Below are 24,462 nucleotides of genomic sequence, written 5' to 3' on the forward strand. Positions count from 1 at the left end.
CCCTCGGGGTGCGTTCCCGTGCGGGTGCGCTGCTAGGCGGGCGTGCGCTGTGGATTCGCGCAGTTCCCCGCGCCCCTTATCGGGCCCGCCGCCGCCCGTCCGCCCCCCCCGGAGGACTACCCCCACCCGCGCAGGCCACCCCGTCCCCCTCCAGGGCGCCCCATCAGGGGCGCGAGGAACGGCGCGAGCAACCCCCGCGGTCCCGCAGGGAAGACCCGACCGGTGGGCCCCGTCAGGGGCGCGGGCAACCACCCGGCACCCGCAGGGAAGGCTCGGCCGGTGGGCCCCGTGAGGGGCGCGGGGAACGGCGCGGGTGACCGGTCGCGACCCGCACCGGAAAACGGGTGTGGCCCCCCGGTCGCGAGGACCGGGAGGCCACACCCGTTACCTACTGGCCGCCGCTACGGCATGTGCGCACGAGCCTCACGCCGATTGTCACGGAAGTTGTTCACCCGACGAGCGGTCGCGAAGAGCGGGATCACCGCTCCCATCACGAGCTGGAGCGCGCAGCCGGTCTGGAGCAGCAGCAGGCCCTCCGGCGCGTCGAACGCCCAGGCCGCCAGCAACCCCATGCTCAGCACGATCCAGGACAGCATCGCCACCGCGGTCCATCCCCGTGGCTTCGGGTACTCGACCCGGCTCACCATCAGCCACGCGGTGCCCACGATCGCGAGCAGCGTCGCGAAGAAGGGCAGGCCGAGCAGCACGATGGACACCACGGTCAGCGCCCCGAAGGGGCTGGGCATGCCCTGGAACACGCCCTCCCGCACGGTCACGCACGAGAACCGGGCGAGTCTCAGCACCACCGCCAGCAACACCACGATCGCCCCGACCGCAGCGACCTTCTGGTACGCGTCGTCGGCGACCATGCCGTAGACGAGCACGAAGTACGCGGGGGCGAGGCCGAAGCTGATCAGGTCGGAGAGGTTGTCCAGCTCCGCCCCCATCGGCGACGACCGCAGCTTGCGGGCCACGAGACCGTCGAAGAGGTCGAAGACCGCCGCGCACAGCATCAGGATCACCGCGGTGGCGGCGGAGTGCCGGGCCATGCCGGACTCGTCGCTGCCGGTGAGGTGCGGGATCAGGATGCCCGTGGTGGTGAAGTACACCGCCATGAAGCCACAGGTGGCGTTACCGAGGGTGAGGGTGTCCGCTATCGACAACCGCAGGGACAGCGGCATGTCCTCCGCATCGTCCTCCGCGCCGTCGGGCCCCTCGGACGCCTCGGCCTCCGGCACCCAGCCGGGTTGGGCCGGAGGCGAGGTCTCGGGATCAATCACGGTCAATGCGAGTCACCCCCGCGGTTGTCTTCTGTCCGACCTCGACATCCACGTCCACGCCCTCGGGCAGGTAGATGTCGACGCGCGAGCCGAAGCGGATCAGTCCGATCCGGTCACCCTGCTCGACCTTGGTGCCCTGCGGCACGTAAGGCACGATGCGGCGCGCGACCGCTCCGGCGATCTGCACCATCTCGATGTCGCCCAGCTCGGTGTCGAAGTGCCAGACGACGCGCTCGTTGTTCTCGCTCTCCTTGTTGAACGCCGGAACGAACCCGCCCGGGATGTGCTCGACCGACGTCACCGTGCCGGAGAGGGGGGCACGGTTGACGTGGACGTTGAGCGGGCTCATGAAGATCGCGACCCGGGTCCGTCCGTCCTTCCACGGCATGATGCTCTGCACCACTCCGTCGGCGGGGGAGATGACCCGGCCCTGGGCGATCTCGCGCTCGGGGTCGCGGAAGAACCAGAGCATGCCGGCCGCGAGCGCGGTGGCCGGCACGGCGATGACGGCCGCCTTCGAGGAGCGACGCGACCGGGCCAGGCTGAGGGCAGCGGTGGCGACGGTCGGCAGGAGCCACGGCGACGCTCCGCGAGCGAGGCGGACCCGGCCGCGAGGTGCAGAGATTTGGCTGTCGGGCATGGATGACCTTCGTAGCGGATGATTGCCGCGCTGTACGGGGGACGGCGGCTGTACCGCGATCGTATCGGTTGCGGGCCGCAACTGGGCAAGCCAGGAAGCCGAGTCGGAGCCCGAACAAGGTGGACAGGATGTGACGTTCTTCTCGAAGAAACCACCCTTATCGGGGCAACCGACCCGATGCTCACCCGTGAAGTCGATACTCCTCAAGCAGCCTGCGCCCGATGATCATCTTCTGGATTTCCGCGGTTCCTTCGCCGATCAGCAGCATCGGGGCCTCACGGTAGAGGCGCTCGATCTCGTACTCCTTGGAGAAGCCGTAGCCGCCGTGGATCCGGAAGGCGTCCTCCACGACCTCTTTGCAGTACTCGGAGGCGAGGTACTTCGCCATCCCTGCCTCAAGGTCGTTTCGTTCCCCGGAGTCCTTTTTGCGCGCTGCGTTCACCATCATCGCATGGGCGGCCTCGACCTTGGTAGCCATCTCGGCCAGCTTGAACTGGATGGCCTGGTGCTCGGCGATCGGCTTTCCGAATGCGTGCCGTTGCTGTGCGTAAGAAACGCCCAACTCGAAAGCACGGTGCGCGACCCCGCAGCCACGCGCGGCGACGTTCACCCGCCCGACCTCGACGCCGTCCATCATCTGGTAGAAGCCGCGGCCGGTGTCACCCCCCAGGACGCGATTGGCCGGAATGCGCAGGCCATCCATGATCAACTCAGTGGTGTCGACGCCCTTGTACCCCATCTTCTCGATCTTCCCGGGGATGGTGAGGCCCGGCCTGACCTCCCCGAACCCGGGTTCCTTCTCGATGAGGAAGGTCGTCATCGAACGGTGCGGAGCGGTCCCCTCCGGGTGTCCCTCGTCACTGCGCACCAGCACGGCGACCAGGTTCGCGGTGCCCCCGTTGGTGAGCCACATCTTCTGCCCGTCCAGGACGTACTCCTCGCCGTCCCGCACCGCCCGGGAGGTGATCGCCGAGACGTCCGAGCCGAGCCCCGGCTCCGACATGGAGAAGGCCCCGCGCACCTCGCCGGTCGCCATCCTGGGAAGGAAGTGCTCCCGCTGTTCCGGCGTGCCGTGCTGCTTGATCATGTACGCGACGATGAAGTGGGTGTTGACGATCCCCGAGACGGACATCCAGCCGCGGGCGATCTCCTCCACGCACAACGCGTACGTGAGCAGTGACTCGCCCAGGCCCCCGTACTCCTCGGGGATCATCAGCCCGAAGAGGCCCAGTTCCCGCAGGCCGTCGACGATCTCCTGCGGGTAGGCGTCGCGGTGCTCCAGTTCCGTCGCGACCGGGATGATCTCCTTGTCGACGAACTCCCGGACGGTCGCCAGGATCTCCTGCTGGACCTCGGTGAGGCCGTGGGTCTGGGCGAGTCGGCTCATGGCGTCACTTCTCCTGCGGCTTCTGGGTCGGGTCGAGGGGTACGGGGCGGCCCGGCTGTTCACCGCCGCGCTCCGCGACGTGGGCCCGCGTGGGCACCATGACCTTGCGGCGGAACACGCACACCAGCGTGCCGTCCTGCTTGTGCCCCCGGGTCTCCACCTGGACGACGCCCCGGTCGCCCTTCGACCGTGACGGGGTCTTGCCGAGGACGGTCGTCTCCCCGTAGATCGTGTCCCCGTGGAACGTCGGCGCGACGTGGCGCAGCGACTCGACCTCCAGGTTCGCGATCGCCTTGCCCGACACGTCCGGCACCGACATGCCCAGCAGCAGGGAGTAGACGTAGTTGCCCACGACCACGTTCCGACCGAAGTCGGTCGCCCGCTCGGCGTAGTGGGCGTCCAGGTGCAGCGGGTGGTGGTTCATGGTGAGCAGACAGAACAGGTGGTCGTCGTACTCCGTGACCGTCTTGCCGGGCCAGTGCTTGTACACGGCGCCGACCTCGAACTCCTCGTAGGTGCGGCCGAACTGCATCGCGCTCACCCCCGGGGTGCTTCGAAGGCGGAGGTGCGGGACAGTCCGGCGGCCCGGCCCTTGCCCGCGATCACCAGGGCCATCTTGCGGGACGCCTCGTCGATCATCTCGTCGCCGAGCATCGCCGACCCCTTCATCCCGCCCGCCTCGGAGGTGTGGTGGGCGTAGGCGTCGAGGATCAGCTCGGCGTGGTCGTAGTCCTCCTGCGCGGGCGAGAACACCTCGTTCGCCGCCTCCACCTGCCCGGGGTGCAGCACCCACTTGCCGTCGAAGCCGAGCGCCGCGGCCCGGCCCGCGACCTCCCGGAAGCCGTCCACGTTGCGGATCTGGAGGTAGGGGCCGTCGATCGCCTGGAGGTCGTGCGCCCGGGCGGCCATCAGGATGCGCATCAGGATGTAGTGGTAGGCGTCCGCCGGGTACCCCGGCGGCTGCTCGCCGACGACCAGCGTCCGCATGTTGATGGAGGCCATGAAGTCCGCGGGGCCGAAGACGATCGTCTCCAGCCGGGGCGAGGCCGCGGCGATGGCGTCGACGTTCAGCAGGCCCCGGGCGTTCTCGATCTGCGCCTCGATGCCGATCCGTCCGACCTCGAAGCCCATGGTCTTCTCGATCTGTGTCAGCAGCAGGTCCAGCGCCACGATCTGCTGGGCGTCCTGCACCTTCGGCAGCATGATGCAGTCGAGGTTCTGGCCGGCGCCCTCGACCACCGTCACGACGTCGCGGTAGGTCCACTCGGTCGTCCAGTCGTTGACCCGCACCACCCGGGTCTTGCCGCTCCAGTCGCCCTCGTTGAGGAACGTGACGATCGTGTGCCGGGCGGCCGGCTTGGCGAGCGGTGCGCAGGCGTCCTCCAGGTCCAGGAACACCTGGTCGGCGGGGAGCTGCTGGGCCTTCTCCAGGAACCGCGGATTGGAACCCGGCACCGCCAGGCAGGAGCGGCGCGGACGCAGTCGGTTGACGGGGGCGGTCATGCGGGGACCTCCAGGGGGGCTAGCTCGTTCGCTGTGCGGATCTCGTCGACGATACGGCCGATGATCTCGGTGATGCCGAAGTCCTTCGGGGTGAACACGGCGGCCACTCCGGCCTGCCGCAGCTGCTCGGCGTCGCCGTTCGGGATGATCCCGCCGACGATCACCGGCACCTCCGCGGCCCCGGCCGCCCGCATCCGCTCCAGTACGTCGGGGACCAGCGCGGTGTGCGACCCGGACAGGATCGACAGGCCCACGCAGTGCACGTCCTCGGCGAGCGCCGCGGCCACGATCTGTTCCGGGGTGAGCCGGATGCCCTGGTAGACCACCTCGAAACCGGCGTCCCGGGCGCGCACGGCGATCTGCTCGGCGCCGTTGGAGTGCCCGTCCAGGCCCGGCTTGCCGACCAGCAGCCGCAGCTTGCCCGCCCCCAGGTCCGCGGCGGTCCGGGCCACCCGGGTGCGCACCAGGGCCAGCGGGGTGCCCGCCTCGGCGCTCACCGCGACCGGGGCCGACGACACGCCGGTGGGTGCCCGGAACTCCCCGAACACCTCCCGCAGCGCCCCGGCCCACTCCCCGGTGGTCACCCCGGCGCGGGCGCACTCCAGGGTGGCCTCCATGAGGTTGTCCGTGCCGGCCGCGGCCGTCTTGAGCCGTTCCAGCGCCTTGCAGGGCCTCGGATGGTTGAAGGGCGGCTGGTAGCGGGTGTCCCGCCAGGCGCGCAGTGCGGCCACCGCCTGGGCCTCCACCGCCGGGTCGACCGACTGGACGGCCGTGTCCAGATCGGCCGTCAGCGGATTCGGCTCGCTCGTCGCGAAGACGTTGACCCCGACGATCTTCTCGGTGCCCGCTTCGATCCGGGCCCGGCGCTCGGCGTGCGAGGCCACCAGGCGCCCCTTCAGATAACCCGACTCGACGGCGGCCATCGCCCCGCCCATCTCCTCGATCCGGTCCATCTCCGCCAGCGCCTCGGCGGTCAGGGCGATCACCTTCTCCTCGACCACGTGCGAACCGGCGAACAGGTCCTCGTACTCCAGCAGGTCCGACTCGTGGGCCAGCACCTGTTGGATGCGCAGGCTCCACTGTTGGTCCCAGGGCCGGGGCAGCCCCAGGGCCTCGTTCCACGCGGGCAGCTGCACGGCCCGGGCCCGGGCGTCCTTCGACAGCGTCACGGCCAGCATCTCCAGCACGATCCGCTGCACGTTGTTCTCGGGCTGGGCCTCCGTCAGGCCGAGCGAGTTGACCTGCACGCCGTAGCGGAACCGCCGCTTCTTGGGGTCCGTGACGCCGTACCGGTCCCGGGCCACCCGGTCCCAGATCCGGCCGAAGGCGCGCATCTTGCACATCTCCTCGACGAAGCGGACGCCTGCGTTCACGAAGAAGGAGATCCGTGCCACGACGTCGCCGAACTCCTCCTCGGGCACCTGCCCGCCGGCGCGCACCGCGTCCAGCACGGCGATCGCGGTGCTCATGGCGTACGCGATCTCCTGGACGGGCGTCGCACCCGCCTCCTGGAGGTGGTACGAGCAGATGTTGATGGGGTTCCACCGGGGGAGGTACCGGACGGTGTACGCGATCATGTCCGTGGTCAGTCGGAGCGAGGGGCCGGGCGGGAAGACGTGCGTCCCGCGCGACAGGTACTCCTTGACGATGTCGTTCTGCGTGGTGCCCTGGAGCGCGGTGAGGTCGGCGCCCTGTTCCTCGGCGACCACCTGGTAGAGGGCCAACAGCCACATGGCGGTGGCGTTGATCGTCATGGAGGTGTTCATCCGCTCCAGCGGGATGTCCCGGAACAGCCGCCGCAGGTCCCCGAGGTGGGACACCGGCACCCCGACCCGTCCGACCTCACCGCGGGCGAGCACGTGATCCGGGTCGTAGCCGGTCTGCGTCGGCAGGTCGAACGCCACCGAAAGACCGGTCTGGCCCTTGGACAGGCCCAGCCGGTACAGCTCGTTGGACGCCTCGGCGGTGGAGTGGCCCGCGTACGTCCGCATCAGCCACGGCCGGTCCTTGGATCGCTCGGTCATGCGTGCGCTCCCTTCCCGCGCTCAGACGTTCCGGAAGCGGTTGATGGCGTCGAGGTGCCGGGCGCGGGTCTCCCCGTCGCGCACGCCGAGCCCTTCCTCGGGTGCCAGGCACAGCACGCCGACCTTGCCCTGGTGGAGGTTGCGGTGCACGTCGTACGCGGCCTGCCCGGTGTCCTCCAGCGCGTACACCCGGGACAGCGTGGGGTGGATCTTCGCCTTGGCGACGAGCCGGTTGGCCTCCCACGCCTCGCGGTAGTTGGCGAAGTGCGAGCCGATGATCCGCTTCAGCGACATCCACAGGTAGCGGTTGTCGTAGGTGTGTTGGTAGCCGGAGGTCGAGGCGCAGGTCACGACGGTGCCGCCCTTGCGGGTGACGTAGACGGAAGCGCCGAAGGTCTCCCGGCCGGGGTGTTCGAAGACGATGTCGACGTCCTCGCCCCCGGTGAGCTCACGGATGCGCTGGCCGAAGCGCTTCCACTCGCGCGGGTCCTGCTCGTGTTCGTCGCGCCAGAAGCGGTAGTCCTCGGCGTCCCGGTCGATGATCGCATCGGCGCCCATGGCGCGGCAGATCTCCGCCTTCTCGGGACTGCTGACGACGCAGATCGGGGTGGCGCCGCCGGCCAGCGCGAACTGGGTCGCGTAGGAGCCGAGCCCTCCGCTCGCGCCCCAGATGAGGACGTTGTCGCCCTGTTTCATGCCCGCCCCGTTGCGCGAGACCAACTGCCGGTAGGCGGTGGAGTTGACCAGGCCGGGAGCCGCCGCCTCCTCCCAGCTGAGGTGGGCGGGCTTGGGCATCAGCTGGTTGGACTTGACGAGGGCGATCTCGGCGAGCCCCCCGAAGTTCGTCTCGAAGCCCCAGATGCGCTGTTCGGGGTCGAGCATGGTGTCGTTGTGCCCGTCGGAGCTCTCCAGTTCGACCGAGAGGCAGTGCGCGACGACCTCGTCCCCGGGGCGCCAGGCGTTGACCCCGGGTCCGGTGCGCAGCACCACGCCCGCGAGGTCCGAGCCGATGACGTGGTACGGCAGGTCGTGGCGTCGGGTCAGCTCGGACAGCCTGCCGTACCGCTCCAGGAAGCCGAAGGTGGACAGCGGTTCGAAGATCGACGTCCACACGGTGTTGTAGTTCACCGAGGAGGCCATCACGGCCACCAGGGCCTCGCCCGGGCCCAGTTCGGGCACCGGCACCTCGTCCAGGTGGAGCGAGTCGCGCGGGTCCTTCTGCCGGGTGCTGAGGCCCGCGAACATCTCGGTCTCGTCCTGGTGCACGGTGACCGCGCGGTACGAGTCCGGGATGCGCAGGGCGGCGAAGTCGGCGGCCGTGCTGTCCGGCGACTGGATCGCGTCCAGGATTTCCTTCACGGTGTTGCCTCCGGCGAAGCGGTGTTCCCCGCGGGGCGGAGAACACGAGAGGGAATGCGGGGAACGCTCGGGGGCCCCGGGGCGGGGCGGGTGAGGTGCGTGGGGCTGCCGTCGGTCCGGCGGAGGTGCGTGGGGCGCGGGTGGCGCCGAAGGTGCTGCCTGTGACGCAGGCGTCCGGGCGCACGAGCGGGTGCTCGTGGGGACAGTCGACGTACGGGGAATCCCGTGTCGTCGACCGCCCGGACCACTTCACGGTATTGGCACCCCGTGCCGCATAGCAAGACACTGCGTGCCAAGAGTTGGTCTCATCTGGCTGATGTTTCCCTCAGATGAGCGATGATCGATCGTTGGTCCCCGCTCAGCCGGTCAGGCAGGCGATCGCTCGGCCGCCCGGGTACCCCATGGGCACGGGAAACGCGCACGGCCCTGGTGACACCCCTCGTCGGGTGTCACCAGGGCCGTGCGGGTCCCGCCGGGGGACGTCGTGTGCTCAGTCGCCCGCGGGATGGCGCAGCGCGTGCTCGATGGTCCGCATGACCTCGTCCAACGGCGCGTCGGTGCGGGCGACGGCCACCAGCACCTGACCCTCGGTGCCCTCGGCGGTCGACACCGCCGTACTGCGGCCCGAGCCGATCCCGGTGCCGAACGTCCGACGGACGATGGCGAAGGCGTGGTCCAACTGTCCCTCGACGTCCCCCTCGCCGCCGGCCCGCAGCCACCGCCGCAGCACGTGGTTGTGCGCGGTCACCACCGCGGACGCGGCCACCTCGGCGAGCAGCGGGTCGTCATTGCCGTGGTGGTGCGCCTGCTCGTCGAAGTGGGCCAGCAGATAACGCGTGAACAACCGCTCGTAGCGGGCCACGGAGGCGATCTCCCGCTCCCGCAGGGTGGGCACCTCCCGGGTGAGCCGGTAGCGCTCCACGGACACCGCGGGCGAGGCGGCGTACATCTTCATGACCTCCTTGATCCCGCGGCACACCGTGTCGAGCGGATGTTCGTGCGGCGGGGCCGCGTTGAGCACGGCCTCGGCCCGGATCAGGGTGTCGTCGTGATCGGGGAAGATCGCCTCTTCCTTGGACCGGAAGTGCCGGAAGAAGGTCCGCCGCGCGACCCCCGCCGCCGCCGCGATCTCGTCGACCGTCGTGGCCTCGTACCCCTTCGTCGCGAACAGCTCCATGGCTGCCGCTGCCAGCTCCCGGCGCATCTTGAGCCGCTGGGCGGCGGCACGGCTCCCGGCCGCGCTCTCGGGTGCGTCGGGCGTGGACGAGCGGGGTGCACGGCGGGCGGAATCCGCGGACTGGGACATGCCACGAACGTACTCCATCCCCACGCACGGGCGCGCACGTCCCCGCTCCCCGCGCAACGCGGACGCGAGCAGCGCGCGGGGGCGGCGGGCGGGGCGGACGCGACCCCGCCCGCCACCGGGCCCGCCCCGCCCGAACCGGCCGGCTCCCGTGGGCGGTCGGGCCGCCGCCCGACGGCTCAGCGACGGGCGTGCTCGCGGAAGCCGCGCCCCGACTTGCGACCCAGGCAGCCCGCGGCCACCAGGTGCTCCAGCAGCGGCGCCGGGGCGAGGCCCGGGTCCCGGAACTCGGCGTGCAGCACCTTCTCGATGGCCAGCGAGACATCGAGCCCGACCACGTCCAGCAACTCGAACGGCCCCATCGGATAGCCCCCGCCCAGCTTCATCGCGGCGTCGACGTCGTCGGGGGTCGCATAGTGCTCCTGCACCATCTTCACCGCGTCGTTGAGGTACGGGAACAGCAGGGCGTTCACGATGAACCCGGCCCGGTCACCGCAGTCCACGGGGTGCCTGCGGATGCCGCCGCAGACCTCCCGGACGGTCGCGTGCACGTCGTCCGCGGTCAGCACCGTCCGCACGACCTCGACCAGCTTCATCGCCGGCGCCGGGTTGAAGAAGTGCATCCCGATGACGTCCTCGGGCCGGTCGGTGGCCCGGGCGCAGGCGATGACGGGCAGCGACGAGGTGGTGGTGGCGAGCACCGCACCCGGCCGGCACACCCCGTCCAGCACGCCGAACAGCCGCTGTTTGACCCCCAGGTCCTCGGCGACGGCCTCGACCACGAGGTCCACCGGGGCGAACGCCTCGTACCCGCCGGCGGGGGTGATCCGGTCCAGCACCAGGGCGGCGGCCTCGGCGGAGGTCCGGCCCCGGGCGACCGAGCGGTCCAGGGAGGCACCGATCCGGGTCCGGGCGGCCTCGGCCTTCGACCGGCTCCGGGCGGCGAGCACCACCTCGTACCCGGCCCCGGCGAAGACCTCGGCGATCCCGGAGGCCATGGTCCCCGACCCGGCCACCCCCACGGACCGCACGGGCCGCCCGGCGGCGGTACGCGGACCCGGCAGTCCGGGAGTGAGGGCGTCGGGGACCACCGCGGCGCCACCGCGCTCCGCGTAGGTGTAGAAGCCGCGGCCCGTCTTGCGCCCCGTCAGGCCCGCCGCGCCGAGCTGCCCGAGGACCGGGGCGGGCGCGTACAGCCGGTCGCCGGAGGCCGCGTACAGGGCCTCCAGCACGGTGCGGGCGGTGTCGACGCCGATCAGGTCGAGCAGGGCGAGCGGCCCCATGGGCAGTCCGCAGCCGAGCCGCATCGCCGCGTCGATGTCCTCGCGGCTGGCGTACTTCGACTCGTACATGGCGGCTGCCCGGTTGAGGTAGCCGAACAGCAGCCCGTCGGCGACGAACCCGGGGCGGTCGCCCACCGCGACGGGTTCCTTGCCGAGTTCCACCACGAGGTCCGTGACGGCGGCCACGGCGGCGGGTGCGGTGAGCACCGAGGAGACCACCTCGACCAGTCGCATCGCGGGCGCCGGGTTGAAGAAGTGCAGTCCGAGGAGGCGTTCGGGGCGGGCGGACCCGGCGGCGAGCCGCGTCACCGACAGCGCGTTGGTGCCGGTCGCGAGGACGGCATCGGGGGCCACGACCGCGTCGAGCGCCCGGATCACCTGCTGTTTGGTCTCGTAGGCCTCCGGGGTGACCTCGATGACGAGGTCCGCATCGGCGGCGGCCCGCAGATCGGTGGTGGCCCGGAACCGGGCGAGTGCGTCGGAGCGTTCGGGTTCGCTGAGCCGCCCGCGGCGCACCGCGCGGGCGGTGGACGCCGCCAAGGTGCTGACGGCCCGCGCCACGAGCTCGTCGGTGAGGTCCACGCCGACGACCTCGCGCCCGGCGCGCGTCAGCACCTCGGCGATTCCGGTGCCCATGGTGCCGAGGCCGATGACGGCCACCTTGCGCAGCGGACGGGAACCGGGCGCGTCGGGAGAGCCGAGAGAGCGGGGAGAGGGGGAGGGGAGGGGTGCGGGGGACAGGGGGGACAGGGGGGACGCGGGAGTTGCCATCGAGGGGACTCCAGGGAGGGAAGGGGTGACGTGCGTCCCGGGCCGCGAGGGCAGGCCCGGGGAGGGGAGCGGCGCGCCCTGTCCCGAGCCGCGCCGTGAGGAGACGTCCGGCGGCGGATGACGTGCCGTCACCGGGCCACCGGTCGCCGAACCGACCGCACTCCCGCCGGCTGCGTCACCAGGCCACCGGAAGCCGTACACGGGAGTTCGTCCCGCTCGAATGAGCTTAACTCGCGAGTAATGAGCGCGCTAGCCCTCGGGGATGCGGCATTCCGGTCACCGATGGCGACTGTGCGGTGACCCACTGCATCGATAGGCTCGTGGGCATGGACGAAGAGTTGCGAGCGCTCACGGAACGTCTGTGCAAGGAGTCCGGCGGGGCGGATCCGTTCGGGCCGCTCACCGCAACCGGTGACCCCGAGGTGTTGGCCGCGGTGCTGACCGCGCCGGGCCAGCCCCTGTGGGCCCGTGAGCTGGCCGCCTTCCGGCTCGGCGGCGCCGGCGACCGGCGTGCCTTCGAGTCGCTGGTGCTGCTGCTCAACCACCGTGATCCCGCGCGGTGCGCGAGCGCCGCCACCGCGTTGGCCCGGCTCGCCGACCCGCGCACCGCCCGGGCGGCGGCGGCGCTCGCCACCAATGAACTGCGCGTGGCGTACGCACTGCACCCCGTGCGCCTGTTGGTCGCCCTGCGCGCCCCCGAGTCGGTGCCCGCGCTGATCACCGCGCTGGAGCGCCGGTTGAGCCCGGACGACCCGTACCGTGCGGTGGCCCTCGCCTGTGTGGAGGGGCTGGGCGAGCTGGCGGACCCGCGGGCCCGCCCGGTGCTGCGGGCGGCCCGTGCGCGTCCGGCGTTGACCGGGGCGGCGCAACGGGCGCTGGAACTGACCGACTGAACCGTGCCGGGGCCGTCAGCCGTCGGTGACGGGCGCGCCGGGATCGGCGACGACGGCGTACGCCTCGATCTCCATCAGGAACTCCGGGGCGACCAGCGCGCCGACCTGGACGGCTGAACTCGCGGGCAGTCGGGCCGGGTCGAGGAACTCGCCGCGCACCGTGCGGACCGCGTCCAGCTGGGCGATGTCCACCATGAAGTAGGTGAGCTTCACGACGTCGTCGAAGGTGGCGCCCGCGGCGGCCAGGCAGCGGCCGAGGTTGGTGAACACCTGACGGGCCTGGGCGACCGGGTCGCCCTCGCCGACCAGGCGCCCCCCTTCGCCGAGGGCCAGTTGGCCGGAGATCGCCACGAACCGTCCGGTCCCCAGGACGACATGGGTGTAGGCGGTGGCGGGGAAGACCCCGTCGGGTGCGGGCAGGCGGGTGAGATGGCTGGTCATGTCGCCATCCTCACCCACCTGTTCCCGGGCCCGACGGGCGCCCCCGGTCAGCCCCGGAACCCGAGCAGTCCGTGCAGGGCGGCGCCCCGGGCGGCGGCGGAGCCGCGCGGGGCCCGCGGTGCGGGTTCGGGAAGACGCGCGCACACCGCGTCCGCCCCGGTACCGGAACCGTCCGGCACCCGCCCGGTGGCCAGGTAGTCGGACAGATGGCGGTCGAGGCAGGCGTTCCCGCTGAGGGTGACCCCGTGGTTGCCGCCTCCCTCCTCCACGACCAGTCGGGAGCCGCCCAGTGCGCGGCGCAGCGCGTAGGCGCCCGCCACGGGGGTGGCCCCGTCGTCCGTCGCCTGGAGGAGCAGTACGGGCGGGAGGTCGTCGGTGCCGACGTCCGGCGGTACCAGCGGTGCGGTCGGCCAGTGAGCGCACGGTGCGTTGTACCAGGCGTTGTTCCAGGTGGAGAACGGTGCCTTGGCGTGGGTCCGACGGTTGTCCGCCCGCCAGTCGTCCCAGTCGCGGGTCCACCAGGCGTCACGGCACTGCACCGCGGTGTAGGCGCTGTAGCCGTTGTCGCCCTTGGCGTCGACCGTGCCGAACGCCTCGTACGCCGCGACGAGCACGTCCGGGTCCTGCCGCTCGGTGTACGCGGCGAACGCCTCGGCCAGGTACGGCCAGTAGCCGTCGAAGTAGGCGCCGGGCAGGAAGGTGTCCTCCAGTTCGGCGCCGCCCACCGTGCCGCCCGCCGGTTCGCGGGTCACGGCGGTGCGCATCGCGTACCACGCCTCCTCGATCCGGGCCGGGTCGGTGCCGAGCCCGTAGACGGCGTCGTGCCGTGCGATCCAGGCGAGGAACGCGTGGTGCCGGGCCTGGAAGGCGGTGTCCTGGCCGAGGTTCGCCTCGTACCAGACCTCGTCCGGGTCCACCACCGAGTCGAGGGCCATCCGACGCACCCGCTGCGGGTACTGCGTGGCGTACACCGATCCCAGGTAGGTGCCGTACGAGTAGCCGAGGTAGCTGATCTGCGGGGCGCCGAGCGCGGCGCGGACGGCCTCCACGTCCCGCACCGTGCTCAGGGTGTCGATGTACGGGAGCACGTCCCCGTGCTTGACGCCGCACGCCCGGGCGAAGGCCCTGGCCCGTTCGGTGTTCGCCTCTTCGACGGCGGGGGTGTCCGGCACGCTGGCCGGCCGCACCGGGTCGAAGTGACCGGGGAGGCAGTCCAGTGTGGGCTCGCTCTTCCCGACGCCGCGCGGGTCGAAGCCGATGACGTCGTACTGGGCGGCCACCTCCGCGGGCAGTTCCCGGGCGACGTGTCCGGCGAGGGAGAGACCGCTGCCGCCGGGGCCGCCGGGGTTCACCAGGAGCGGGCCCTGCGAGGACTTCGCGGTGTGCGGGATCCGGGACAGGGCGAGGGTGATCCGTCGGCCGTCCGGGTCGGTGTGGTCGAGCGGCACGTCGAGGGAGGCGCACTGGAGTTTCGGGTACCGCCCGGTGCCGCACGCCTTCCACCGCAGGGTGGTGGCGGTCGGGGCGTTTGCGGCGGTGGTGGTGGAGGGGATGGCGGTCGCGGAGTGGGGGAGGGCCGTGAGCGTCCCGGTCAGCGCCACGGCGATGCCGCAGAGCGCGGCTGCACGTTTCTTCATGGGGCCTTCAAGGGCTGAGGGTGCGGGGCCGTGGGCCCACGGCCCCCCGGGGCATGCTTCCGGACGCGGGCGTCGGATCGGCCCCGGCCGGCGGGGTGTTGCCGACCGTTGACCCGAAGGGGTGACCGCCCGGGCGTCCGCCCAGGTGTCCGTGCCCGGGCGGCCCGCCGTCGCCCCGGGGGTCACAGCAGCGACAGCTGGGTGGCTCCGGGAGTCGGGGGCGAGGGGCGGGGCGCGTCGTGGTCGGGCGTCCGGCCGGGCCGGCCCGGGCCCGCCGGGCCGATCCCGTACTCCTCGGCCAGTTGGTGGACCTGGCGGGTGATGCCGCGCTGGTACCAGTTCGGTGCGTACGCCCCGTGCGCGTAGAGCCGTTCGTAGCGCGGCACCAGCTGCGGGTGGTGGCGGGTCAGCCAGGACGTGAACCACTCCCGGGCGCCGGGCCGCAGGTGCAGCACCAGCGGGGTGACGGAGCTCGCCCCGGCCGCCGCGATGGCCCGGACCGTGTCGCGCAGCTGTTCGTGACGGTCGCCGAGGAACGGCACCACCGGAGCCATCAGCACCCCGCATCCGATGCCCCGTTCGGCGAGTGCCCGGACGACGTCGAGGCGGCGCCGGGGAGCGGGTGTTCCCGGCTCGATGCTCCGCCACAGCGCCGGGTCGGTGAAGCCCACGGAGACGGAGACGCCGACCTCGGTGACTTCGGCGGCCTGTTGCAGCAGGTCCAGGTCCCGCAGGATCAGCGTGCCCTTGGTGAGGATCGAGAACGGGTTGGCGCGGTCGCGCAGGGCCGTGAGGATGCCCGGCATGAGTCCGTACCGTCCCTCCGCCCGCTGGTAGCAGTCCACGTTGGTGCCCATGGCGATGTGCTCGCCCTGCCAGCGGGGCGAGGCGAGTTGGCGCCGCAGCAGCTCGGGTGCGTTGACCTTGACGACGATCTGGGTGTCGAAGCCGATGCCGGTGTCCAGGTCGAGGTAGCCGTGCGACTTGCGCGCGAAGCAGTAGACGCAGGCGTGGGTGCACCCGCGGTACGGGTTCACCGTCCATTCGAACGGCATCCGGGAGGCCCCGGGCACCCGGTTCAGGATCGAGCGGGCCCGCACCTCGTGGAAGGTGACCCCGCGGAACTCGGGGGTGTCGAACGTCCTGGTGACGACCGCGTCCGCGTCGAACAGGGCGGGGGAGCGGTCCGGACGGTTCCCGGGCCCGTCGCTCAGGTTCTCCCAGCGCATGGCGCCTCCCTCGGTAGCACTCGTCCATAGAATAGAACACATGTTCCCTTCGGGTGGGGAGGGTGCCGGCGGGTCGTCTCCGTCGGTAGTCGACGGGGCGCCTTCGCGTCACGGTGCGGCGCGAAGGCCCACCCCGATTTGGGGGCCCGGCCACCGGGGTGGTTGGCTTTCCGCGGACCGTTGAAAGAACAAGCCTTGGAGGAGTGCAATGGCGCAGGTCGAGGCCACCACGGAGCGGACCATCGCGGCGAACCCCGACGACGTCTTCGACGCGCTGGCCGACTACAGCGGTATGCGCGGGAAGCTGCTGCCGGAGCACTTCAGCGAGTACGAGGTCCGCGAGGGCGGCGACGGTCGGGGCACCGTCGTCCACTGGAGGCTCCAGGCCACCAGCAAGCGGGTGCGCGACTGTCTGCTGGACGTCACCGAGCCCAACGAGGGCGAGCTCGTCGAGAAGGACCGCAACTCCTCGATGGTCACCACCTGGGTCGTCACCCCCGGTGGTGAGGGCCGGGCCCGGGTCGTGGTCACCAGCCGCTGGCAGGGCGCCACCGGCATCGGTGGCTTCTTCGAGCGGACCTTCGCTCCCAAGGGCCTCGCCAAGATCTACGACGCGATCCTCGCCCGCCTCGCCGCGGAGATGGAGAAGTAGCGTCCGGTCCGGGGGCGCCCTGTGGGGCGCCCCCGGACTCTCCCGCCACGCGCTCCGGGGCGCACTGCGGGAATCCGGGTCCGCGGGGATGCCGGAGCAGGGGGCGCACGGTAGTGGAAGACGGCGTGGGACGGCGCGAGTTCCTGCGTTGTCGCACACCGCAACACGGGCCGGACGTACCGTGGTCGCAGCGACCAGATCTTGTGGCACCGCCCGGAAGGAGCCTCGGTCATGGAGCACGGCACGGGACCGGTACGCCCCGAGGGTGCGGGGCGCGGCTCCCCGCGCCCGGCCGCCGGACGGGTCCCGCTGGCCGTCGTCGTCGTGGACGGCGGTGGCCTCGTCACCCACTGGAGTGCCGGCGCCCGCCGCCTCTTCGGGCACGCGCGGGAGACGGCCGTCGGGTGTCGGGCCACCGATCTGCTCCCGGTCTCCGGCGCACTGCGCGACCCGGACCACCCCCAACACCCTGGTGGCCCCGACGACCCCGGTGACCCGGAGGACCCCGACGGGTCGCCCGGGGCGCGCGAGGACCACGATCCGGACCTTGCCGCCCCGCTGCTCGGCCGGACCGCGTACGCCACCGCCGGCCGCGCCCGGCTCTCCGTCGATCCGGAACCGCCCGCCTACCTCTCCAACGGTGCGGCCGGGCCCGCCGACGACCGGGTGCCGCGCCCCCGCTCCTCGAACGGCCGTCCCCCGGCCGAGGGCGGCGGCACCCCGGCCGGTCCGCGGATCGACGTGCTGTGGTGGGCCTACCCGCTGGTCGGCCCGGGCCCGGAGCGGCTGCTCGTCCTCGCCGCCGAGGACCCGGGGTCGGGCGCGGACGGGACCCGGGTCGTCCCCGGGTTCGCCCGGCACACCGACTTCACCGGCGCCGACGACCTGGCCCGACGGCTGCCCGACATCCTGCCCAGCATGAGCGTCGCGGAGAGCGCCCGGATCGCCGCCCAGGTGCTCGAACTCGGCTACCCCGTGATGGAGTTCAGCCAGCACGACCGGGTTCCCGTCACCCCGGACTGGGGAGTGGCCCGGCGGGCCGAGCGGATCGCCCGCCGGGAGCGCGCGGCCCGGGCCGCCGCCACGGGTGCGCCCCCGCCGCAGGACGGGTCCGGCGTCGACGACCCCGACGGCGGGGTCGACCTGGAGTACGCGGCCGTCCGTGAGCGCCTGGAGTTCCTCAACGAGGTGAGCGGCCGGATCGGCTCCTCGCTCGACCTGTCGCGCACCATCATCGAGGTGAGCCGGGCCGTCGTGCCCCGGTTCACCGATGTCGCGGGCACCTATCTGCGGGAGCAGGTCGTCGCGGGCGAGGGGTTCCCCGAGGGCCCGCCGGACGCGACCACGATGTGGCACCGGGTGGCCGTCGAACACACCGACGAGCCCGGGCGCTGGGACGACGTGGTGCCCGTCGGCGAGTCGATGCCGTTCCCCGTGCACACCCCGTTCTTCCAGTGCATGACCACCGGGGATCCGGTGCTCGTCCCCCGGATCAGCGAGGAGATGGGCAACGCCATCGCCGCGCAGTTCGAGAAGCGGGACATCCGCCCGCTGATCAACCACCGCTCGATGTTGGTCGTCCCGCTGAAGGCCCGCAACGTGGTGCTCGGCTTCATGATCCTGCTGCGCCACCGCGAACGCCCGGTCTTCAACGACATGGACCGGGTCACCGGCGCCGAACTCGCCGCCCGCGCGGGGCTCGTGCTGGACAACGCCCGGATGTACACGTACCAGGAGAACGTGGCGGAGACGCTCCAGGACAGCATGCTGCCGCACATCGAGCCCCGCATGCCGGGCTGTGACATCGCCACCCGCTACCTCCCCGGCACCCTGCTCGGCCGGATCGGCGGCGACTGGTTCGACGCGGTGAAGCTGCCCGGCTCCCGTACCGCCCTCGTCGTCGGCGACGTGATGGGGCACGGGCTCAACTCGGCGGCGATGATGGGGCAGTTGCGGACGTCCGTGCAGACGATGGCGGCACTCGATCTACCGCCCGCCCAGTTGCTGCGCAATCTGGACGACCTGGCCCAGCGCCTCGGCGAGCACTATCTGGCGACCTGTCTGTACGCCGTGTACGACCCGGTCCGGGGACATCTGGAGATCGCCAACGCCGGGCACATCCCGCCCGTGGTGGTCCGGGCCGCCGACGGGCGCAGTGAACTCCTCGACCTGCCCACGGGTGCCCCCATCGGGGTCGGCGGGGTGCCGTTCGAGACGGTGCGGGTGCCGGTGTCACCCGGTGACCGGCTGGTGATGTGCACCGACGGCCTGGTCGAGATGCGCGGCGAGGACATCGGCGTGGGTCTGGCCACCCTGTGCGAGTCGGCGGCCCACCCGGCGGCCTCCATGGACCTCGCCTGCGACACCATCATCCGGACGCTGGCCCGCCGCGGCGGACGCAAGGACGACGTGGCGCTGCTGATGGCCCGGCTGAACGGCATCGCCCCCGAGGACGTGGCCCACCACCGGCTGCCCGCCGACCCCGCCCGGGTCGGCGAGGCCCGGACGTTCGTCGTGGACCAACTCGCCGCCTGGGGCCTCGCGCCACTCGCCGACACGGCCCGGCTGCTCGTCGGTGAACTCGTCGCCAACGCGGTACGGCACGCCGGGGGCGGTCGGGTCGGGGTGCGGCTGGTGCGCGGCGGGGGCGCCCTGCTGTGCGAGGTGACGGACGACGACCACCATCTGCCCACCCTGCTCAGTGCCGGACCGACGGCCGAGGCCGGGCGCGGACTGCGGGTCGTCAGCGCGCTCGCCCGCGCGTGGGGCTCCGGTCGCACGGCCACCGGCAAGACGGTCTGGTGCGAACTGCCCTTGCCGGCGCGGCGCCCGACCCGCTAGGACCGCCGCTGCGCGTGCGTCACTGCGGACCTCGCGGTACGTCGCCGAGTCCGGTCAGCAACTCCCGCAACAGGCCCGCCAGTTGGTCCTGCTTGCCGGCGTCGAGCGGGGCGAGGAGCTGCGACTCGGTGGCGAGGTGCCCGACGAGGGCGGCCTCCACCGTGCGGTGGCCCTCGGGAGTGAGGGTGATCAGCAGGCTGCGCCGGTTGTCGGGGTCGGTCTCCCGGGTCACCAGGTCCTTGGCGACCAGCCGGTTCAGACGGTTGGTCATCGCCCCCGAGGAGATCATCGACGCCTCGCTGAGCGCCCCCGCGGTGAGGCGGTACGGAGTGCCGGACCGCAGCAGGGTCGCCAGGATGTCGAACTCGCCCAACTGGAGGCCGTGGGTCGCGAACTGCTCGGACAGCTCGCGTTCGAGCAGTCGGGCGGCGCGCTGGATGCGGCCGATCACCCCCATCGGGGTCGCGTCGAGCCCGGGTTTCTCGGCCCGCCACTGGGCGAGCACCCGGTCCACGTTGTCGCCCATGTGCTGTCCCCGATCCCTGGTCGTGCCGGATTGCTTTACATCGAACTGTTTGACGTGAAGGTAGCAGATCCGTACTCTGCTTCATGTCGAACAGTTCCACGTCAAACAATCCGGGGCGGGGGTCCCGGAAGGGGAGGGACCGTCATGCGCGTCACCGTCTTCGGAGCCGCCGGGAACGCCGGCAGCCGGATCGTCAGCGAGGCCCTGGGTCGGGGGCACGAGGTCACCGCGGTCGTCCGCGACGCCGCCCGCTTCGCCCAGCTGCCCGCCCGGGTCGCCCCACGGGTCGGGGACGCCTCGCGGGCCGCCCAGGTGCGCGCCCTCGCCGCAGGGCAGGACGTGGTGATCGGCGCGACCCGCCCGCCGCAGGGCCGGGAGGACGAACTCGCCGCGGCGGCCCGGGGGCTGCTCGCGGGGCTCACGGGCACCGGGGTGCGGCTCCTGGTGGTCGGCGGCGCCGGAAGCCTCGTCGTGCCCGGCTCCGGCGGGCGGCTGCTGGTGGACGACCCCGTCTACGTGCCGCCCGCCTGGCGGCACGTCGCCCTCGGCAGCCAGCGGCAACTGGAGGTCTTCCGGGCCGCCACCGACGTCACCGGTACGGACTCCTCCGGCACCGACGTCTCCGCCACCGACGTCGACTGGGCCTACGTCAGCCCGCCCGCCATCCTGGAGCCCGGGGAACGCACCGGCCGCTACCGCACCGGTCACGACGAGGTGCTGACCGGGCCCGACGGACTGTCACGGATCTCGATGGAGGACCTGGCGATCGCCCTGCTGGACGAGGTGGAGCGCCCCCGCCACCACCGGACCCGCTTCACCGTCGTCGCCGACTGACGACGGCCCGCGCCCGCCTCGGCGCCGCGGTTCACGCCGGCGCTCCGGTCAAGGCACGTGCGAAGTGGTCACCGAGGTGGTGCAGCCAGTGCGACCGCGCGTTGCCCAGGAGGTGGTCGCCGTGCGGGACGGACAGATAGCTGCCGCGCGGCGCCAGACGGGCCAGCGGCGCGCCGTTCGTCACGCCGGGGATCACGTCCTGACCGCCGTCCACGACCAGCAGCGGGGCCGCGATGCGGGGCGCCAGGACGGCGAGGTCCACCTGGCGGGCGAACGCCCGGGCGGCGTCGGTTCCTCCGGTGCGTCGGGCCATCACGTCCCGTACCGGCGGGGGCAGCTCCTCCCAGTCGAGGCGGAAGGGGCCGCTGACCGTGGCGACGGCCGCCACGCGCGGTTCGAGCGCCGCGGCCCGGGCCGCGAAGTAGCCGCCCAGGCTCAGGCCGACGAGCCCGATGCGTGTGGCGTCGAGCGCGTCGACGACCCGCCCCACGACCCGCTCGAAGTCCGGTACGAGGGTCGTGCCGGCCGCGAGTGCGCCCTGCCCGGGGCCGTCCATCGCGAACACCGCCAGTCCCCTGGCCGTCAGCGCGGACACCAGATCGAGGAACTCCTCCTTGGCGGAGTCCAGGCCGGGGACGACCACCACGGTGCCCGGCGCGTCGGACGGGCCGCGCAGCCAGCCGGTGAACCCCTCGCCGCTCACCCGCCGGGCCTCGGGCTCCAGCAGGGCGAGCGCTCTGCCCAGGGCGTCATCCGCCTCCGCGGCGGCACGGGGTGCTTCCACACCCGGGCCCAGGGAGGCCAGGTGGAACCACCGGGCCGCCATCAGCAGGTGTTCACCCGCCGAGCGGGGCGATCCCGCGTCCTGCGCGTGTCGGAGGTGGCCGTGCCCGGTGCGCAGGAAGGCCGGCCCCCAGTCGGCGACGGAGGCGAGGCCCTCGGTGACCCGCCGGTACTCGTCGGGGTCCACGCCCGTGCCGATGGCACGGGTCCACCGGGCGGCGGCGAGCTCGCTCGTGCTCATGGTGCTCATCGTGTTCCTCCGGTCAGCAGGACGGCCTTGCCGCGTATCCGGCGCTCCCGCAGGTCGACCAGCGTGTCGGCGGTCTCGGCCCAGTCGGAGGTGCGGCCGATCTCCGGATGCAACCGGCCCTGTTCCACGAGGCGCACCAGTGTCGCGAGATCGGAGGCGTACGGGGCGCCGGCGTAGTGGAAGTGCTGGAGCGTGACCCGCTCGGGCCCTTCGAGCAGCTGGAAGAAGTCCAGGGACACCGGGGTGCGGCTCGCCTGGCCGAACCAGATCACCACACCGCCCGGGCGCACCTTCGTCAGGGCGAGTGCCAGATCCGGCCCACCCGTGGACTCCAACACCACGTCGAAGGGCCCCCGGGCGTCCGCGACCCGGTGCACCACCTCCGCGCCCAGGTCCGCGAGCCGTTCGCCGCGCACAGGGGTCGCCGTCACCGCGGTCAGCTCGGCCCCGGCCCCCACGGCGAGTTCGGTGACGTAGTGGCCGACGCCCCCCGACGCACCCGTCAGCAGCACCCGTCGACCGGCCAGGGAGCCGGCCGTGCGCAGCAGCCGCAGGGCGGTGATCCCGGCCAGGGGCAGCGCCGCCGCCCGTTCGCTGTCGACGCCGTCCGGGAGCACCGCGAGCGAGTCCGTGGGGACGGCCGCGTACTCGGCCCAGCCGCCCTGCGCCGGGTGCCCGACGACGCGGGTGCCGATGCCGGGGCCGGAGCCGTCGGCCGCCGCCTGGACGACGAGCCCCGCGACGTCCTTGCCGGGCAACAGCCCGGGCCGGGGCTGTTCGAGGAGAAACGTCTCGCCCCGGTTCGGGGCGAACGCCTCGACCTTGATCAGCGCCTCGAAGGGCTCCGGCAGGGGCGGGGGGACCTCGGCGAAGGCGACCGGGCGCTCCGCCTCTCCGGTGGGAATCAGTCTTTGCATGGAGGGGATGCAACCCCTGCGGGCGCCCCGTGATCCAACAACGGCCGAGCACGGCCGACAACCTTCGGTTGTCACCTAAGGTGAGGGCCATGGATCTCGACGTGGCGCAGGCCCGCGCCTTCGTGCGCACCGCCGAGGAACTGCACTTCGGCCGGGCGGCCGGGACCCTCGGGATCTCCCAACAGGCGCTGTCCAAGAGGGTCGCGCGGCTGGAATCCCTGCTCGGCACCGCACTGTTGCACCGCGACGGCAACGGCGTGCGCCTGACCGAGGCCGGACGGCGTTTCCTCGCACCGGCCCGGCAGGCCGTCGCCGCCGCCGACACCGCCGTCGCAGCGGTGCTCGGGACGCAACGTCCGCTGCGCGTGGACGTCTGGGGGCACCTCTACGCGCCGATGCGGACGCTGGCCCGGGTCGCCGGACGGGCCGGGGAACTGACCGCGGGACACGGGCGCGATCTGCCGTCGGTGACGACCGCGCTGCTCAACGGAGACATCGACGCGGCCCTCGGCCGGGTCCACCCCCCGCTGCCCGCCGGGCTGACGCACCGTCTCGTCCGCCTCGAACCGGTGGACGCCGTACTGGGCGCGGACCACCCGCTCGCAGCCGAACCGGCCCTGCGACCGGACCAACTGGGCGACAGCGTGCTGTGGGCACCGGGTTCGCTGGACCGGCTCGACTTCCTGCACCGGTTCGCCGACCGGTTCGGCATCCCCAACACCGCCACGAGCGTCAACCTGGGGCTCGCCCACTTCCTCGCCGAGGTGGTGGAAGGGCCGCGGCGCTTCTCGCTGGTGCCGGCCGACGTGCCGCTGCCCCAGGTGCCCGGGTTGCGCTCCGTGCCCCTCGTCGACCCCACGCCGCTGTACGCCTGGTCGCTGCTGTGGCGCTCCGGACACGGACACCCGGGGCTGAACGGCCTCGCCGCGGCCTGTGCCGAGGAGGCGGGCCGGAGCCGGTGGCTGGAGTACGACCCGACCCGCGACTGGCTGCCCGAACCGCCCACGAGCGGTACCCGTCCCGGCTCCGGACCCTTGCCGACGGGTCCCCGGGGACGGTAGACCGGTCGTACCGGTGTTCGGTGAGGGCTCGTACGAACGGTGGAGGGGGGCGCGGATGAGCGTGGGACAAGCGCACAGGGCGGCGTGGCAGGGGTTCTGGGAGGGCGCACCCGGGGAAGCGGGCGGAGTCTTCTGGGACGCCGAGCCGGCGACCACCGTCGAGGTCCACCTGACCCTGTTCGAGTCCCACTTCGTCGGCGGTCTGCCGCTCGTGGACGTCGGGTGCGGCAACGGCACCCAGACCCGCTACCTCGCCCACCGCTTCCCCCGGGTCATCGGGACGGACCTCGCCCCCGCCGCGATCGCGCACGCCCGGCGCGCCGACCCCCGGAGCACCGTCGACTTCCGCACGGCCGACATGACGGACCCCGTCGAGATCGGCCGGCTGCACGACGAACTCGGTGACACCCACGTCTACATGCGCGGGGTCCTCCACCAGTGCGCGCCCGAGGACCGGCAACCGCTGCTGGACGGGATCGCGACCCTGTTGGGTGCCCGGGGCCGCGGATTCCTCGTGGAACTGGGCGAGGCCGCCGGCAGCGTGCTCCGGGGTCTCGCCGGCTCCCCGGCCGGCCCCCCGGCGAAGCTCGCCCCGGTCCTCGCCCACGGCATCGCGCCCGGTGAGGTGTCCGACGAGTCCGTACCCGCGTACGTGCGGGCCGCCGGGCTGGACATCCTCGCCCGCGGAGAACTCCCGCTGGCCACCACGGAGGTCACCGAGGACGGTCCGATCGTGCTGCCGTCCCGCTGGATGCTGGTCACGGCCCGCGCCCGCTGAGCACCCGTCGCGGCGTCCGCCCGGGCCCGTGCCCGGGCGCAGACCCGGACCGGTGAACCGGGCCGCGGGC

The 24,462-nt window shown here is 72.6% G+C and carries 21 protein-coding genes; 6 read left to right on the forward strand and 15 right to left on the reverse strand.

Translation table 11 applies throughout. From position 1 onward, the window contains the following. Nucleotides 1-401 precede the first annotated feature (401 nt). The 9 genes from pssA to ACFV88_RS15795 all read right to left on the reverse strand — a co-directional run bounded on the left by pssA (nt 402) and on the right by ACFV88_RS15795 (nt 11,550). Complete coding sequence (gene pssA, locus ACFV88_RS15755; RefSeq protein ID WP_385491227.1) at nt 402-1,181, reverse strand: CDP-diacylglycerol--serine O-phosphatidyltransferase; 780 nt, start codon at nt 1,179-1,181, stop codon at nt 402-404. A gap of 91 nt (nt 1,182-1,272) precedes the next feature. Next, nucleotides 1,273-1,920, reverse strand: coding sequence for a phosphatidylserine decarboxylase (locus tag ACFV88_RS15760; protein ID WP_385490966.1), 648 nt, complete (start codon nt 1,918-1,920; stop codon nt 1,273-1,275). Between the two features lie 181 nt (nt 1,921-2,101). Continuing rightward, on the reverse strand, nt 2,102-3,307 hold the full coding sequence (locus ACFV88_RS15765; RefSeq protein ID WP_385490968.1) for an acyl-CoA dehydrogenase family protein: 1,206 nt from the start codon (nt 3,305-3,307) through the stop codon (nt 2,102-2,104). Between the two features lie 4 nt (nt 3,308-3,311). Further along, the gene (locus tag ACFV88_RS15770; RefSeq protein WP_385491229.1) at nt 3,312-3,839 is read right to left on the reverse strand and encodes a MaoC family dehydratase; all 528 of its coding nucleotides are present in this window, start codon (nt 3,837-3,839) and stop codon (nt 3,312-3,314) included. Nucleotides 3,840-3,844: 5 nt separating this feature from the next. Further along, on the reverse strand, nt 3,845-4,810 hold the full coding sequence (locus ACFV88_RS15775) for an HpcH/HpaI aldolase/citrate lyase family protein (protein WP_385490970.1): 966 nt from the start codon (nt 4,808-4,810) through the stop codon (nt 3,845-3,847). Continuing rightward, the gene (locus ACFV88_RS15780; RefSeq protein WP_385490972.1) at nt 4,807-6,834 is read right to left on the reverse strand and encodes a protein meaA; all 2,028 of its coding nucleotides are present in this window, start codon (nt 6,832-6,834) and stop codon (nt 4,807-4,809) included. Before ACFV88_RS15780 ends, ACFV88_RS15775 begins: the two co-directional genes overlap by 4 nt. A 21-nt stretch (nt 6,835-6,855) precedes the next feature. Then, nucleotides 6,856-8,193 carry a crotonyl-CoA carboxylase/reductase gene (gene ccrA, locus ACFV88_RS15785; RefSeq protein ID WP_385490974.1) on the reverse strand — a complete coding sequence of 446 codons (1,338 nt, stop codon included), beginning with the start codon at nt 8,191-8,193 and terminating at the stop codon, nt 6,856-6,858. A 490-nt stretch (nt 8,194-8,683) separates the two neighbouring features. Further along, entirely contained in the window at nt 8,684-9,499 is an 816-nt protein-coding gene (locus ACFV88_RS15790; RefSeq protein WP_385490976.1) for a TetR family transcriptional regulator, read from the reverse strand. 176 nt (nt 9,500-9,675) lie between these two features. Further along, nucleotides 9,676-11,550 (reverse strand): 3-hydroxyacyl-CoA dehydrogenase family protein, encoded by a 1,875-nt coding sequence (locus ACFV88_RS15795; protein WP_385490978.1) that lies wholly within the window; start codon nt 11,548-11,550, stop codon nt 9,676-9,678. A gap of 326 nt (nt 11,551-11,876) precedes the next feature. Here ACFV88_RS15795 and ACFV88_RS15800 point away from each other — a divergent pair, with 326 nt between their 5' ends. Further along, nucleotides 11,877-12,443 carry a HEAT repeat domain-containing protein gene (locus ACFV88_RS15800; protein WP_385490980.1) on the forward strand — a complete coding sequence of 189 codons (567 nt, stop codon included), beginning with the start codon at nt 11,877-11,879 and terminating at the stop codon, nt 12,441-12,443. A 15-nt stretch (nt 12,444-12,458) separates the two neighbouring features. On the opposite strand, the gene ACFV88_RS15805 is transcribed toward ACFV88_RS15800, so the two are convergent. From ACFV88_RS15805 to ACFV88_RS15815, 3 genes are all read right to left on the reverse strand, one after another. Then, nucleotides 12,459-12,884: a RidA family protein gene (locus ACFV88_RS15805; RefSeq protein WP_385490983.1), complete on the reverse strand. Its 426-nt coding sequence runs from the start codon at nt 12,882-12,884 to the stop codon at nt 12,459-12,461. A 47-nt stretch (nt 12,885-12,931) separates the two neighbouring features. After that, the gene (locus ACFV88_RS15810) at nt 12,932-14,521 is read right to left on the reverse strand and encodes an alpha/beta hydrolase (protein WP_385490986.1); all 1,590 of its coding nucleotides are present in this window, start codon (nt 14,519-14,521) and stop codon (nt 12,932-12,934) included. Nucleotides 14,522-14,703: 182 nt separating this feature from the next. Then, the gene (locus tag ACFV88_RS15815) at nt 14,704-15,750 is read right to left on the reverse strand and encodes an Rv2578c family radical SAM protein (RefSeq protein ID WP_385490989.1); all 1,047 of its coding nucleotides are present in this window, start codon (nt 15,748-15,750) and stop codon (nt 14,704-14,706) included. 208 nt (nt 15,751-15,958) lie between these two features. Here ACFV88_RS15815 and ACFV88_RS15820 point away from each other — a divergent pair, with 208 nt between their 5' ends. Both ACFV88_RS15820 and ACFV88_RS15825 read left to right on the forward strand, forming a co-directional pair. Continuing rightward, complete coding sequence (locus ACFV88_RS15820) at nt 15,959-16,402, forward strand: SRPBCC family protein (RefSeq protein WP_385490992.1); 444 nt, start codon at nt 15,959-15,961, stop codon at nt 16,400-16,402. A gap of 231 nt (nt 16,403-16,633) precedes the next feature. Next, entirely contained in the window at nt 16,634-19,243 is a 2,610-nt protein-coding gene (locus tag ACFV88_RS15825; protein WP_385490995.1) for a SpoIIE family protein phosphatase, read from the forward strand. A 19-nt stretch (nt 19,244-19,262) separates the two neighbouring features. On the opposite strand, the gene ACFV88_RS15830 is transcribed toward ACFV88_RS15825, so the two are convergent. After that, nucleotides 19,263-19,769, reverse strand: coding sequence for a MarR family winged helix-turn-helix transcriptional regulator (locus ACFV88_RS15830; protein WP_385490998.1), 507 nt, complete (start codon nt 19,767-19,769; stop codon nt 19,263-19,265). A 144-nt stretch (nt 19,770-19,913) separates the two neighbouring features. Between ACFV88_RS15830 and ACFV88_RS15835 the strand changes: the two genes are divergently transcribed. Beyond that, nucleotides 19,914-20,603: an NAD(P)-dependent oxidoreductase gene (locus ACFV88_RS15835; protein WP_385491001.1), complete on the forward strand. Its 690-nt coding sequence runs from the start codon at nt 19,914-19,916 to the stop codon at nt 20,601-20,603. Nucleotides 20,604-20,634: 31 nt separating this feature from the next. Here the strand turns inward: ACFV88_RS15835 and ACFV88_RS15840 are convergent, their stop codons facing one another. Next, complete coding sequence (locus ACFV88_RS15840; protein WP_385491003.1) at nt 20,635-21,627, reverse strand: alpha/beta hydrolase family protein; 993 nt, start codon at nt 21,625-21,627, stop codon at nt 20,635-20,637. Nucleotides 21,628-21,632: 5 nt separating this feature from the next. Then, entirely contained in the window at nt 21,633-22,553 is a 921-nt protein-coding gene (locus tag ACFV88_RS15845) for a zinc-binding dehydrogenase (RefSeq protein WP_385491006.1), read from the reverse strand. An 89-nt stretch (nt 22,554-22,642) separates the two neighbouring features. Between ACFV88_RS15845 and ACFV88_RS15850 the strand changes: the two genes are divergently transcribed. Together ACFV88_RS15850 and ACFV88_RS15855 are read left to right on the forward strand one after the other, a co-directional pair. Continuing rightward, nucleotides 22,643-23,614: a LysR family transcriptional regulator gene (locus ACFV88_RS15850; protein ID WP_385491009.1), complete on the forward strand. Its 972-nt coding sequence runs from the start codon at nt 22,643-22,645 to the stop codon at nt 23,612-23,614. A gap of 55 nt (nt 23,615-23,669) precedes the next feature. Beyond that, nucleotides 23,670-24,392 carry a class I SAM-dependent methyltransferase gene (locus ACFV88_RS15855; RefSeq protein ID WP_385491012.1) on the forward strand — a complete coding sequence of 241 codons (723 nt, stop codon included), beginning with the start codon at nt 23,670-23,672 and terminating at the stop codon, nt 24,390-24,392. Nucleotides 24,393-24,462: the final 70 nt, after the last annotated feature.

The sequence above is a fragment of the Streptomyces sp. NPDC059816 genome, from assembly GCF_042732055.1.
Lineage (GTDB): Bacteria > Actinomycetota > Actinomycetes > Streptomycetales > Streptomycetaceae > Streptomyces.